11 protein-coding genes are annotated in these 13,525 nt (G+C 60.9%); 4 read left to right on the top strand and 7 right to left on the bottom strand.

The window, feature by feature from the left end; translation table 11 throughout:
* Positions 1-87: 87 nt before the first annotated feature.
* Positions 88-1,698 carry an EAL domain-containing protein gene (locus ASG47_RS17855; RefSeq protein WP_156352101.1) on the bottom strand — a complete coding sequence of 537 codons (1,611 nt, stop codon included), beginning with the start codon at positions 1,696-1,698 and terminating at the stop codon, positions 88-90.
* 141 nt (positions 1,699-1,839) lie between these two features.
* Complete coding sequence (aspS, locus tag ASG47_RS17850; protein WP_061911622.1) at positions 1,840-3,627, bottom strand: aspartate--tRNA ligase; 1,788 nt, start codon at positions 3,625-3,627, stop codon at positions 1,840-1,842.
* A 170-nt stretch (positions 3,628-3,797) separates the two neighbouring features.
* On the opposite strand from aspS, the gene rnd reads away from it, so the two are divergent.
* The gene (rnd, locus tag ASG47_RS17845) at positions 3,798-4,967 is read left to right on the top strand and encodes a ribonuclease D (protein WP_061911535.1); all 1,170 of its coding nucleotides are present in this window, start codon (positions 3,798-3,800) and stop codon (positions 4,965-4,967) included.
* A gap of 10 nt (positions 4,968-4,977) precedes the next feature.
* On the opposite strand, the gene ASG47_RS17840 is transcribed toward rnd, so the two are convergent.
* Genes ASG47_RS17840 through ASG47_RS17825 form a run of 4 tightly spaced genes read right to left on the bottom strand, consistent with a single transcriptional unit; the run spans position 4,978 to position 10,480 of the window.
* Positions 4,978-6,513: a Ppx/GppA phosphatase family protein gene (locus ASG47_RS17840; protein ID WP_162243274.1), complete on the bottom strand. Its 1,536-nt coding sequence runs from the start codon at positions 6,511-6,513 to the stop codon at positions 4,978-4,980.
* Positions 6,514-6,515: 2 nt separating this feature from the next.
* Positions 6,516-8,681, bottom strand: coding sequence for an RNA degradosome polyphosphate kinase (locus ASG47_RS17835; RefSeq protein WP_061911531.1), 2,166 nt, complete (start codon positions 8,679-8,681; stop codon positions 6,516-6,518).
* Positions 8,674-9,420 carry a hypothetical protein gene (locus ASG47_RS17830; protein ID WP_061911529.1) on the bottom strand — a complete coding sequence of 249 codons (747 nt, stop codon included), beginning with the start codon at positions 9,418-9,420 and terminating at the stop codon, positions 8,674-8,676. Before ASG47_RS17830 ends, ASG47_RS17835 begins: the two co-directional genes overlap by 8 nt.
* Complete coding sequence (locus ASG47_RS17825) at positions 9,389-10,480, bottom strand: AI-2E family transporter (RefSeq protein WP_061911527.1); 1,092 nt, start codon at positions 10,478-10,480, stop codon at positions 9,389-9,391. The genes ASG47_RS17830 and ASG47_RS17825 overlap by 32 nt, the downstream gene beginning before the upstream one ends.
* A 235-nt stretch (positions 10,481-10,715) precedes the next feature.
* Here ASG47_RS17825 and purM point away from each other — a divergent pair, with 235 nt between their 5' ends.
* The 3 genes from purM to purN are packed head-to-tail and all read left to right on the top strand — an operon-like array spanning position 10,716 to position 12,864.
* Positions 10,716-11,792: a phosphoribosylformylglycinamidine cyclo-ligase gene (purM, locus tag ASG47_RS17820; RefSeq protein WP_061911525.1), complete on the top strand. Its 1,077-nt coding sequence runs from the start codon at positions 10,716-10,718 to the stop codon at positions 11,790-11,792.
* Positions 11,793-11,794: 2 nt separating this feature from the next.
* The gene (locus ASG47_RS17815) at positions 11,795-12,268 is read left to right on the top strand and encodes an AAA family ATPase (RefSeq protein WP_061911523.1); all 474 of its coding nucleotides are present in this window, start codon (positions 11,795-11,797) and stop codon (positions 12,266-12,268) included.
* Positions 12,265-12,864 carry a phosphoribosylglycinamide formyltransferase gene (gene purN, locus ASG47_RS17810; RefSeq protein WP_061911521.1) on the top strand — a complete coding sequence of 200 codons (600 nt, stop codon included), beginning with the start codon at positions 12,265-12,267 and terminating at the stop codon, positions 12,862-12,864. Before ASG47_RS17815 ends, purN begins: the two co-directional genes overlap by 4 nt.
* Here the strand turns inward: purN and ASG47_RS17805 are convergent.
* Positions 12,861-13,469 (bottom strand): nucleotidyltransferase family protein, encoded by a 609-nt coding sequence (locus tag ASG47_RS17805; protein ID WP_061911519.1) that lies wholly within the window; start codon positions 13,467-13,469, stop codon positions 12,861-12,863. The genes purN and ASG47_RS17805 overlap by 4 nt on opposite strands.
* Positions 13,470-13,525: the final 56 nt, after the last annotated feature.

The raw sequence follows: 13,525 nt of genomic DNA, 5'->3' as shown, positions 1-13,525 counted from the left end.
CCAATCGGCGCCGAAGAAAAGGGGCGTCAGCCCACAGCCGTCGCAAGAATCAGCGCCGGTCGTCTAAGCAATTGGTCTTGGTTGGCCTCAGGCCGCGTCGGTAACGATTTCGCTGGCGTCAGGCGCATCGCCATAGCCGAGCGGCACGGACTGTAGCGCTAGCGCCAACTCCTTGAACGCGCCCACTTTTAGCGCAGGCGCAAAAATATAGCCCTGCGCCTGCACCACGCCACGCGAGCGGAGGTAAACAGCCTGCGCCTCGGTCTCGACACCCTCGGCGACGATTTCGCACCCAAGATTGGCGGCCATCGAAATCAGCCCATCGAGAACCGCAACCTGCGTTGTCCCCGGCTTGACCATATCGACGAACACACGGTCGATCTTGATCACGTCGACACCCAGCGTCGCGATATAAGCCAGGTTCGAGTGCCCGGTGCCAGCATCGTCCATGGCAATCTTGGCACCAAGCGCATGGAGACCGGAGATGACGCTATTGACCGCCGTCGAGTTCTCGAGCGGTCGGCGCTCGGTGATTTCGAACACGAGCTGATCGTAGCTGATTGGCGAATTCCCAAAGATGGCCTGCACGTCGTCGACAATGCCGACATCGCGGAAGTGCCCCTCGAACAGATTGATCGAAATCTTCAGGCCCGGCATCTTCTGCGCCAGTTCGCTCAGATCATACCGCACCTGCTGCATCAGCGAGAGCGTCATCGGGATCGCCATGCCGCTGTTCTCGGCATAGTCGATGAACACGCCCGGCGGCACGATTTCGCCATTGGGCTTTTCCCAGCGGCACAGCACTTCGCAGCCCACAAGCCCGCCAGTGCGGAGGTTGATCACCGGCTGATAGTACGGCTTGATTTCGTTACGGCCGATAGCGCGCTCGAGATCGAAAGACGGCGTCCGCGACCGGCGGGCATAAGCCAGCGTCACGAGAAGCAACATTGCGCTACCAACGCACGACAGCAGCGTGAAAACCACATCGAGATCCGCATACCCTGCCCGCGCTTCCGCGAACGGCAGGAGATAACGCACCTTGATCGGCAACTCGCCAGCATAGCTTTGCACCGCCAGATAATCCTGCCGGTTCACCGAGCGGTCGAAATCCATCGATTCACCCAGCGACAGCACCGGCGTGCCGCTCGTCAGCGCAATATCGATCATCGCGCCCTGCGGCAGGTTCTCGACCAGCGACTCCTCGGTCGTCGCCATCAGCGGGACGAACGCCGAAATCCGGCGCACCCCACCGAGCGTCTGCGTCACCTTCAGCGCCGGCATCGTCATGTCGGCAAACTTGACCACCGTAATGGTCTCGGTCAGCCCCGGCACGGGCAGCGATGTCGAGAGCGGGGAATGCGAGACGCCACGCCCGAACGCGTCGCAATACTGCACGCCGTCCATATTCTCGACGAGGATCTGCTTGACGTTATAGCTGTTTTCGATCGCCGCCTGCGCGATGCCCGTAAAGGTCGGCGTGCAGAACGAAGGGCTATCCGCAACAACCTTGCGCAACACGCTGACGGCATTGTTTGCGTTGTAATTGATCTCGGCGCTGAGGGCGTCCATCCGCGTCTGCAGCGCGGCGGTCTCCTTGGAGCGCACATAGGCGTCGAGTGCGAAGTCGACCGACAGGATCGGCACGAAGGCCAAAAGGCCGCCAAGCAACATAAGGACGTGCGAGAACTTGGCCTTCACCGACGAATCCACTTCAACATGGCTTTATCGCATTGTTAAGGCAGCCCCACTTAAAGACCCCTTAAGCACCTTTGGAGCGCTGGGCGAAAAGCAAAAAGCGGGCCTTGCGACCCGCCTTTACCTATGCAGTACCGCTCAAATTTATTGAACGTTGAGCCGAATGCTGAGCTCGCGGAGCTGCTTGTTATCCGCCGGACTTGGCGCGCCCATCAGCAGATCTTCCGCCTGCTGGTTCATCGGGAAGGCTGTGATTTCACGTAGGTTCGCAACGCCGCAGAGCAGCATGACAATACGGTCGATACCGAATGCCGCGCCACCATGCGGCGGAGCGCCATATTGGAAAGCGCGATAGAGACCGCCGAACTGTGCCTCGACTTCCTCACGCGACTTGCCGGTCAGCTCGAACGCCTTGACCATGGTCTCCGGCTCCTGGTTACGAATCGAACCGGAAGCGATTTCGAAGCCGTTGCAGACCGCGTCATACTGATAAGCCTTGAGCGATAGCGGCTCGGCCGAGTTCAGCCCTTCGATTCCGCCCTGCGGCATCGAGAACGGGTTGTGCGCGAAGTCGATCCGCTTTTCTTCCTCGCTCCATTCGTAGAACGGGAAGTCGACGATCCAGCACAGCGCGAACTGTTCGGTATCGACGACGCCGAGATCGGTGCCGACCTTGGTGCGGGCTTCGCCGGCAAACTTGTAGAACTTCTCCGGGCGGCCAGCGACGAAGAACACGGCATCGCCGTCCTCAAGGCCGAACTGGGCCTTGATCGCAGCCGTGCGCTCTTCGCCGATATTCTTGGCGATGGGGCCTGAACCGGCACCGTCCTTGAAGAAGATATAGCCAAGGCCCGGCTGGCCTTCGCCCTGTGCCCAGGCGTTCATACGGTCGCAGAAAGCGCGTCCGATCGGCTCGGCACCGGCCTTGTTCTTGGCTGGAATTGCCCAGACTTCGACCTTGGGATCGCTCTCGATCTGGTTGGCAAAGACCTTGAAGCCCGAACCGGCAAAGTGCTCGGTCACGCCTCCGATCTCGATCGGGTTGCGCAGGTCCGGCTTGTCCGAGCCATACTTGCGGATTGCCGTATCATAAGGAATGCGCGGCCAGCTCTTGGTGACGCGCTTGCCATCGGCAAACTGCTCGAACACCGAAGTCATCACCGGCTCGACCGTTTCCCAGATTTCTTCTTGGGTCACGAAGCTCATCTCGAGGTCGAGCTGGTAAAATTCGCCCGGTAGACGATCGGCACGCGGATCTTCGTCGCGGAAGCATGGCGCCACCTGGAAGTAGCGGTCGAAGCCGGCCACCATCAGCAGCTGCTTATACTGCTGCGGCGCCTGCGGCAGCGCGAAGAACTTGCCGGGGTGAATGCGGCTCGGCACGAGGAAGTCGCGCGCGCCTTCCGGCGACGAGGCCGTCAGAATTGGCGTCGAAAACTCGGTAAAGCCCGCCCCGCCCATGCCCGACCGCATAGCCGAGATGATCTTAGTGCGCTTGAGGATATTGGCGTGCAGCTTTTCGCGGCGCAGATCGAGGAAGCGGTAGCGCAGACGAATGTCTTCGGGGTATTCGGCGTCGCCGAACACCGGCATCGGCAGCTCCTTGGCAACCGAAAGCACTTCGATCTCGCGAATGAAGATCTCGATCGCGCCGGTCGGAATGTTGCTGTTCACGGCCGAAGCGTCGCGTAGCTTCACTTCGCCATCGATGCGCAGCACCCATTCCGAGCGCACCTTCTCCGCCTGCGCAAAAGCCGCAGAATCAGGATCGATGACGCACTGCGTGATGCCGTAGTTGTCGCGCAGGTCGATGAACAGCAGGCCGCCATGGTCGCGGATACGGTGGACCCAGCCACTCAAACGGACATTATTGCCGGCATCACCCGCCGTGAGAGCGCCACAGGTGTGGGTACGGTAGCGATGTGTCGTCATTTTCTTTTCCGAATTGAGCAAAAAGGGCCGGATTCTCGGGCGCGAAAAGCGCATGGAGCACCCCGCTTGTCAAGCTCTTGGGCATTCCGTGCCCAAGGCGGAATTCCGAGGTGGAGCAATCCTTCAGCACCTGCTAGGAACGATATTGACGATATTGAGACGGTAGCCGTATGGACCTTATAGTTTCCACAGAGGCGCTCTCGGCTTTCTGCGAGCGTGCAGCCCAGTTCGACTTTGTAACTGTTGATACAGAATTCTTGCGCGAAACCACCTATTGGCCGCGCCTATGTCTGATCCAGGCAGCGACCGACGAAGAAGCCGTTCTCATCGATCCGTTGGCCGATGGCCTCAGCCTGAAGCCGTTCTTTGCTCTTCTCGCCAATCCTGCGGTGACCAAGGTTTTCCATGCCGCACGGCAGGATATCGAAATATTCGTGAAGCTGACCGGCGCCGTCCCGCACAATATCTTCGACACCCAGATTGCGGCCAGCGTCTGCGGCTTTGGCGATAGCGCCTCCTATGACAGCCTCGTCCGCGCCATCTGCAAGGTCGAGCTCGACAAGTCTTCGCGTTTCACCGATTGGTCCGCCCGTCCGCTGTCCGAAAAGCAGCGCCTCTACGCGCTGGCCGACGTCACCTATCTCCGCGATATCTATCGTGAACTGCGCAAGCAGGTCGAACAGACCCGCCGCTGGGATTGGGTCGAGGACGAACTGACGACGCTCCGCAGCATCGATACCTATGTCGTCCAGCCGGAAGAGGCCTGGGAACGACTCAAGATGAAGATCAACCGTCCGCGCGATCTTGCAGCCCTAAAAGTCTTGGCGGAATGGCGCGAGCGCAAAGCGCAGCTGACCGATCAGCCACGCAGCCGCATCTTCAAAGATGATGCGCTTTACGATCTCGCCATGCAGCGACCGCTGACCCCTGACGCTTTCGACAAGTTGCGCGCGGTGCCGCGCGGTTTCGGCCGTAGCTCTGCCGCCGCCGAGATCATCGAATTGCTCAAGGGCGTCGAAGCCATCAATAAGGCCGAGCTGCCGGTTCTCCCCGAACGTTATCGAGGCCCGTCGCCCAAAGGCGCCGTCGGCGATCTGGTCCGGGTCTTGTTGAAATCCGTCGCTGAACAGCACGGAGTTGCCGCACGCATTCTGGCAACCTCCGACGAAATCGATGCGCTCGTTCTCGATGACGAGGCCGACGTCCCTGCCCTCAAAGGCTGGCGCCGCAAACTGTTCGGCGAAAAAGCGCTCGCGATCAAACATGGCCGCATAGGCCTCGTCGCGACCCGCAAGGGCATCGTTGAGTTCACCGTCCCGAAGACCGAAGCAGCAGAATAGATCTCGCGGGTCAGCCGACCTCGACCCGCGAATCCTCATGCTCTGCAAAGCTGGCAAACTGATTGAGCCGGTTGCGCAGATGCTCGCCATTGAGGAAAGCAAAGTCTGATGGCAGCGCGAGGACGATCGTGTTGCCCTCGAGCCGGAACCGGATGCGCGGCAAAACCCCAGGCATGGCGGCGCTCATCGGATAAGCGACGCGGAACATCGCCCCCAAAAGCCGTCCGCGCCGGATCATCTCGGCAGGCGCCAGTGTGTTAAGACTATTGGCCGATTTGGATTTGAGGCCGTCGTACCGCACGGCGATCATATGCGCGAGCACCGCGCGGCCCGGGTGATCGACCCCCGTCAGCGAACCATAGGCCAGAGAATCGACGCTCTGCGGCCCACGATAGTCAGGATGCGCGCGCCAGCCGATATCGGCGAGCAAACACCCAACCTGCCGCACACGCTTTTCTTCGGCGGTCTCGACAACCCCGACAGCATCGAAATATTGAGCCGTGAATTCAATCAGATCCGCCGCATGCGCCGGCGAGCGCGAGCGCAGCACCGAAAGCTCTTCCGCGCCCTGGATCAGCGGATCGACATGCTTTTCCGCCTCGGACAAAAGCCCGTAGAGATAGCCCTCGCGCACACCGAGCGCTGAGAATACGACACTCTCGAACTTTCCGGCCCGCAGCACTTCGGCCAGCACAGCCGCGCCGAACGGCACCAGTTCGCGCCGCGAATTGCTGGCGCTGCCCGATCCGGGATAGCTCTTGAGCGATTCTGCCGCGACGATCTCGTCGCAGACCGAAATCATCTCTTCGGCTGGCACCACATAGTCCTGCACCATATGCAGCGGATAATCGCGCAGCTCGAGATGAAGTTTGGCGAGCGATCGCCAAGTGCCGCCGATCGCAGCGAACTGTTTGCCGGGCACCACATCGGCCAGGAGCGATGTCGCCAGCTTTTCGCGGACCATCGTCGCTGCCTTTTTCGGCGATCCATCCGCATCGTCCTGCAGCCGAATCACGCCGAGCTCGTAGGATTGGCCCTCGCCATCTCGCCCGCCAGAAATCGCCGAGAGCTCGAGGCTGCCGCCGCCAAGGTCGCCCATGACACCTTCAAAGCCGGGAATGCCAGCGACGACGCCGAGCGCCGCATAATGCGCTTCCTGCTCGCCCGAAAGCACCCGTACCGGCGCTTCGATGATCGCTTCGACCGCCGAGACAAACTCTTCGCGGTTGGCGGCGTCGCGCACGGCCGAGGTCGCCAGAATATGCACCTGCCCCACGCGCATCATCTTGGCAACCAGCGCAAAGCGCTTGATGGCATCGATCGCCTTGGCGACGTTTTCGTCCGCCAAACGTCCGCTTTGCGCGATGCCGCGCCCCAGGGCGCAGGCCGATTTTTCATTGTAGAGCGGCGTCAGCGAGCGGGCATGCCGCTCATAGACAACCAGACGAACCGAGTTCGAGCCGATATCGAGCACCGCCACCGGCAATGCTCCTTTTAGACGACCCTGCGCGGTGGGATCAGCATCGACCCCCCAGAATTGCGTCAAATTCAACCCTCGTCGCCGTCCCCAATACCCGCGCTGCCACGACCGGACAGCGACGGATTGGTCATGAAATAGTCGTGCGCATTAAAGGGTTCCGCACCCTCGGCAACGCGTAGCCGATGTGAACTGCCATCGGGCAATACTTCCCAACTCTGCTGATTGTCCCGCAAATAGGCAACCAGGATCCGGTCGAGAATCTGCTTGTGCACGGTTCTGTTGAGAATGGGAACCATGACCTCGACGCGCCCGTCGAGATTTCGACCCATGATATCGGCCGATGAAATATAGACCAGGGCCCGCTGCGATGGCATCGCCTCGCCATTGCCAAAGCAATAAATGCGGCTGTGTTCAAGGAAGCGGCCAACGACCGATTTCACCCGGATATTGTCCGAGAACCCCGGAATCCCAGGCCGCAGACAGCAAATTCCACGCACGATCAGGTCGATTTTCACCCCGGCCTGGCTCGCATCATAAAGCGCATCGATCACCTGCGGATCGACCAGCGAATTCATCTTGAGCAAAATCGAAGCCGGCTGGCCGCTGCGCGCAAATTCGATCTCGCGACCGATATTGTTGATCAAAGTTTCGCGCAGGTTCACGGGCGAAACCGCGATCGTCTCAAGCTCGGTCGGTCTGGCATAGCCGGTGATGAAGTTGAACACCCGCGCCACGTCGCGCGTCACGGCCGGGTCGATCGTGAAGAAGCTGAGGTCGGTATAAACCTTGGCGGTGATCGGGTGATAATTGCCCGTGCCGATATGGCAGTAACTGACGAGCTTGCCCTTTTCGCGTCGCACCACCTGGCTCATCTTTGCGTGCGTCTTGAGTTCGATAAACCCGAAAACCACCTGCGCCCCGGCGCGCTCGAGATCGCGCGCCCAGCGGATATTGGCCTCTTCATCGAACCGCGCCTTGAGTTCGACGAGGCACGTCACCGATTTGCCGGCCTCGGCCGCCATAACCAGCGCCTTGACGATCGGGCTATCCGACGACGTGCGGTACAGCGTCTGCTTGATCGCTACCACATCCGGGTCGCGCGCCGCCTGCATCAGAAACTGCGCCACCACGTCGAAGCTTTCGAACGGGTGGTGGACCAGAATATCCTTGGCGCGGATGGCAGCGAAATTATCGCCATTGTAGTCGCGGATGCGCTCGGGGAAGCGCGCGATATAGGGCGGGAATTTGAGGTCTGCCCGATCGACGTCACAGATCTTCCGCGCGTCGGCGAGGCCGAGAAAACCCTGCACCACGAACACATCGGCATCCTTGATGCCCATTTGCTCGCCGATCTGGCGCTGCAGGCCGCGCGGCATGCTGCGCTCGATTTCAAGCCGGATCACCTGCCCGCGCCGCCGCTGCCGCAGCGCGCTTTCGAATTCGACCACAAGGTCGGCCGCTTCGTCATCGATTTCGATTTCGCTGTCGCGGATTACCCGGAAGGCGCCGGAGCCGACGACTTCATGTCCCGGGAACATCTTGTGGAAGAACAGCTTGACCAGCGTATCGATGGTCACGACCTCGGTCCGCCCATCCGAAACCAGCCCGGTCGGCAGGTTGATGAACCGATCGAGATTGCCCGGAATACGCACGAGCGCCGTCAGATGCTGATCGCTATCGGGGCGCTTCAATTCAAATGCGAGCGCCAGGCCCAGATTGGGAATGAACGGAAACGGGTGCGCCGGATCGACGGCGATCGGCGTCAGCACCGGGAAAATCTCTTCCCGGAACAGTTTTTGCAGATAGGCGATCTGCTCTTCCGACAGATCATTGGATTCGTGAATGACGACGTTCTGCGCGAACAGTTCTTCGCGCAGAGATTCCCAATGGTCCTGCTGGTCGCGCTGCAGGTGCTGGGCGAGCGTCGCGATTTCTTCGAGCTGTTCGGCTGGGCTCAGCCCGTCAGCGCTCTGTTTGGTCAGACCCGCACGGATCTGACCCTTCAAGCCCGCCACGCGGACCATGTAGAATTCATCGAGATTGTTAGCCGAGATCGAGACGAATCGCAGGCGCTCGAGCAGCGGGTGGGATTCATTCCCCGCCTCTTCCAGCACGCGCATGTTGAACTGGAGCCAGCTCACCTCACGGTTGACGAAGCGCGCCGGGCTCGTGCGCAATGCTTCGATATCCGGCCCCGTCGCTTCGGCTTCGGTGATCTCGCTCATGTCATTCATCTTGAAGAGGATCCCACTCCTGTTTGCCAGCACTATCGCGCTCTGCGTCGCGAAGCGAAAGGGCCTCGGCCGCGATAGCGCGCGTAATGGCAGTGGCCCGCGCCAGCGCCAGCCTGTCCATGCTCTCGACCAATGCTGTCACCTCCTCGGGGCTCCGCTCCATGCGCGCCACGAGATAGTGGATGATCTTGGGGTCAACCTTGATCTGCCGGTCGCCAAAAAGCTTGGCGAACATGTGTGACAGTTCTATGTCGTCACTGGCCTCGAGCCGGAACGCCGGCGCCCGCCGCACCCGCGAGCGAACATCATCCGTCGCCAGAGGCCAATCGCCGATTTCGGCCCGCGCAGTCAGCAAAATCGTCCGGTTTCCGCGCATCGCCTGGTTGAGCAGGTGAAAGAAGCTCGGCTCGTCATAACCGTCCCGATCGACATCCTCGATCACCAGTGGCCCGCGACCATCCGCCTCGGCCACGGCCTTGATCGTATCCGGCGTCACGATCTCCGCATGGCTCCGATCGGCAAAAATCCGCGCCAGATGCGATTTGCCCGATGCGGCCGGCCCAATCAGCAAAGTCACGGCATCAGGCCAATGCGGCCAGGCCAACACCCGCGCATGCGCCAGCGCATTGCCTTCGCCCACCAGAAAATCATCTGCTGTGTGCGAAGGTGTATGGTCGAATTCGAGCGGTAGTTGCCGCGGGGTCAGGTCACGCAGTGGGGTTACCACCGTGACCACCATGGGTTGATCCGAGATAGAGGCTGCTTCCCTTATATTTGCGCACGCCATAGCGCACGAGCACCCCGCCAATCGCCGCCAGGGGCACCGCCAGCAGTAGCCCGAGGAAACCGAACAGCGCCCCGAAGGCCAACAGCGCGAACATCAACCACACCGGATTGATGTTGATCGAAGAGCTGACGAGCTTTGGATAGAGCACATTGCCCTCTATGAACTGCCAGCCCATGAAGATGCCGAAGACGACGGCGACCATCCACCAGTTCGGCCAGAACTGGACGATGGCGATGCCGACCGAAAGGGCGAGGCCCACGCCAAACCCGACATAGGGAATAAAGCTCAGGAAACCGGCGATCAGCCCCACGGCGAGCCCGAAATTGAGCCCCACCAGCGAAAGGGCGGTCGCATAAAACACCGCATCGATCAGCAAGACACCGCCCTGCCCGCGGATCACGCCGGCCATGGAGCTGTCGATATCCCGCAAGATCCCAAGAATTTCCGGGCGATGTTTTCGCGGCAGCAGATCATGCACGCCGCGCACCATGCCCTGCCAATCGAGCAGCAGGTAGAACGTGACGACCGGTGTAAAGATCGCAAAGCCGATCACGCTGATCAACGTCATGCCCGAATTGACGATTTCCGAGGTGACGACACCAACGAGACCAACAAGCTGTCCGAGCATATCGGACATCGTCCGCTGCACTTGCGCAGCGCGCTCGGGCCCCAGCCACTGATTGAGTTCCGGCGCCCAGCGCCGCGCCAGCGCTTCGAGGTCGACGGCATAGCCAGGCAAGCGTTGCACGAGGCCCAGCACCTGCGTTGCGACCATCGGCAAGAGCATCACGAAGATACTGATAATGATGGCCAAAACGCTTAAGAGCACCACGGCAGTCGCCCAGCCGCGGCTAAATCGCCACTTCTGCAACTGCGCCACCAGCGGGTTCAGCAGATAAGCCAGCGCCGCCCCGACCACGAAGGGAAGCAGGATGCCGCGGAAGATCCACAGGGCGAGGATCAGGACCACGAAGAATCCGATCCAGATCAGCACTTGATTTCTAAGGTTCATAGCGCCCGGCGGCCCTTGCGTCTGACTATCCAAGAAGCTATCAGGCCCTCAGGCGAATTCAGCAACAAGTCTTGTTCACCTTGTGCACGTGAAACGCCATAAAAACAAAGACCTGGAGCATTGCGCGATTCGAGAACCGCACAAGAAGCTCTAGCGGCCAGCACCGTTAAGTTCAACCAGACCGGGTTTCGAGCGCCACGGCGTCCCCGATATCCCCAGCATTGGCAAGAAGCTCATGTCCGACGCGCAAAACCTGCCATCAAATGGGCTCTCATACAAGCAGGCGGGCGTCGATATCGATGCTGGCAATGCGCTGGTGGAAGCCATCAAGCCCGCCGTGCGCTCGACGCGCCGCCCTGGTGCCGATGGCGAGATTGGCGGCTTCGGTGGCCTCTTCGATCTCAAGGCTGCAGGCTTCAAGGACCCGGTCCTCGTCGCGGCCAATGACGGCGTCGGCACCAAGCTCAAGATCGCCATCGATACCGGCAAGCACGACACGATCGGCCAGGACCTTGTCGCCATGTGCGTCAATGATCTCATCGTGCAGGGCGCCGAACCGCTGTTTTTCCTCGATTATTTCGCAACCGGTAAGCTCGATGTTGCGCAAGGCACAGCCATCGTCACCGGCATCGCCCATGGCTGCCGCCTCGCTGGCTGCGCCCTGATCGGCGGCGAAACCGCAGAAATGCCGGGCATGTATCACGGCAACGATTATGACCTGGCCGGCTTCGCCGTCGGCGCCGCCGAGCGCGAAAACCTCCTCCCCCGCAAGGATATCGCTGCCGGCGATACGCTCGTAGCCATCGCTTCCTCTGGCGTACACTCCAATGGCTATTCGCTTGTGCGCAAGATCGTCGAGCTCTGCGGCCTCGCCTGGACCGACGCTGCCCCCTTCAAAAGCGGCAAGACCCTCTCCGAGGCGCTCCTCGAACCGACCCGCATTTACGTCAAGCCGCTGCTCGCCGCGCTGAAATCCGGTCTCGGCATCAAGGCCCTGGCGCACATTACGGGCGGCGGTTTCATCGACAATATTCCCCGCGTCCTGCCCGATGACCTCGCGGCGGATGTCGATCTCGCTGCCGTTACTGTTCCGCCCGTCTTCGGCTGGCTCTCCAAGGTCGGCGGCATGAGCGAACGCGAGATGCTACGCACCTTCAACTGCGGCGTCGGCATGCTCGTCGCCGTGGCTCCGGAAGATGCCGAAAAGCTCGTCGAAAGCCTCACCGCCTCCGGCGAGACCGCCGCCATCGTCGGCCAATTGACGCCACGGTCCGGCGAGCCGGTGACCTTCCGCGGGCGCCTCTCGCTCTGACCATGTCGAACCCGGGCCGTCTGATCATCATCGCCGGACTGCCCGGGACCGGAAAATCGACGCTCGCCAAAAAACTCGCTCTGCGCTTCCAGGCAACCATCTATTCTCCTGACGACTGGATGGACGCGCTGGGCGTCAATCTCTGGGACAATGCCGTCCGCGACGCCGTCGAACGCCTGCAATGGCAACAGGCGCGAGATATCCTACGCCTTGGCGGCACCGCCATCATCGAGTGGGGCACCTGGGCCCGCAGCGAGCGCGATATCCTGCGCACTGGCGCGCGTGCATTGGGCTCAGCAGCAGAACTCCACTTCCTCGATGCCGAGCCGGCCGTTCTTTACGCCCGGATGAGTGCCCGTGGCCGCGAAAATCCACCCATGACACTGGACCAGCTCCAGGCCTATTCCGCCGCTATCGAGCGGCCGACAGCCGAAGAACTGGCCCTCTACGATGCCCCATCGGAGCCGCTTTCATGACACGCAAAAAGGTCGCCATCCTCATCTCTGGCCGCGGCTCCAACATGTCGGTTCTGATCGAAGCCGCCAAGGCGCCCGACTATCCCGCCGAAATCGTCGGCGTCCTTTCGAACAGGGCTGCCGCGCCTGGCCTCGAAATCGCACAGCAGCACGGCATCGCCACGGCATCCCTTGCCCAGAGCAAGTTCCTCAGCCGGGACATGTTCGAAGACACGATGACCCAGATCCTTGAGAGCTGGGAGGTGGACATCGTTTGCCTCGCCGGCTTCATGCGAATTCTCGGCGAGGATTTCGTGAACCGTTGGCAGGGGCGGATGATCAACATCCACCCCTCCCTCCTCCCCGATTACCGCGGCCTCGATACCCACGCCCGCGTCCTCGCCGATGGCGGCAAGGTCCATGGCTGCACAGTCCATTTCGTCACGCCCGGTCTCGACGAAGGCCCCGCCATCCTCCAGGTCCAAGTGCCTGTCCTGCCCGGCGATACGCCGGAAACGCTCTCTGCGCGCATCCTCATCGAAGAACACCGCATCTACCCCGAGGCCCTCCGCCTCCTCGCCAGCGGCGATCTTTCGGCAGATAAGGTGCTCAATTAGTCGGGCCAGGGCTCGAACGTCAGTTCCGGCCACAGCGCCAATGCCCGCGCGGCCTTGGCTTCATGTGTCGCCTTATTGGGCAGCACCGGATTGGGCCGCAGCCGGAATGAGAACAAATCATCAAGTCCGAACGGCGCGATGATGATCATCGCCCCACGATCCAATCGCGCACCAACCGCATGCGCCTTGGTCGTGAAATAGCGCAGCATCTCGGCGCTCGAACTCAACCGCGGATAATCGATGCCGAACTTTTCCCCAAACCAGAGATGCACCCGCGCCTGATTGCGCACCTCGATGGGAATGGCACTTCCTGCCAGCTGCATTCGGACTCTCCGAATGACCCGATCTTCGGCCTCATAGCTCAGATCACTCGCGTCAAAATAGGCGAGATCGGCATCGTTGATTCCGTGGCGCGGTCCGCGCTTGGTCAAAACATTCCAAACCGTATTATAAATCGCGCCCGATACCAGCAAACCGTCGGGCAGCTTGAGCGCCGCCAGCCCCTCAAGCAGATACATCAGCGCATCGTCCGCCCGGATTATGTCCACCAACGCCTGCCGCTGGGTCTCCGCGTCGGCCCCCGCAAATCTGAGATGGTTTGGCATTCAGGTCCCCAAGTCGCCAGTCAAAACATCCGACCGCCTGCTCTTGTCACCTCATG

It is taken from the genome of Devosia sp. Leaf420 (assembly GCF_001425445.1).
Lineage (GTDB): Bacteria > Pseudomonadota > Alphaproteobacteria > Rhizobiales > Devosiaceae > Devosia.
This window is presented reverse-complemented; position numbering and strand designations above follow the sequence as displayed.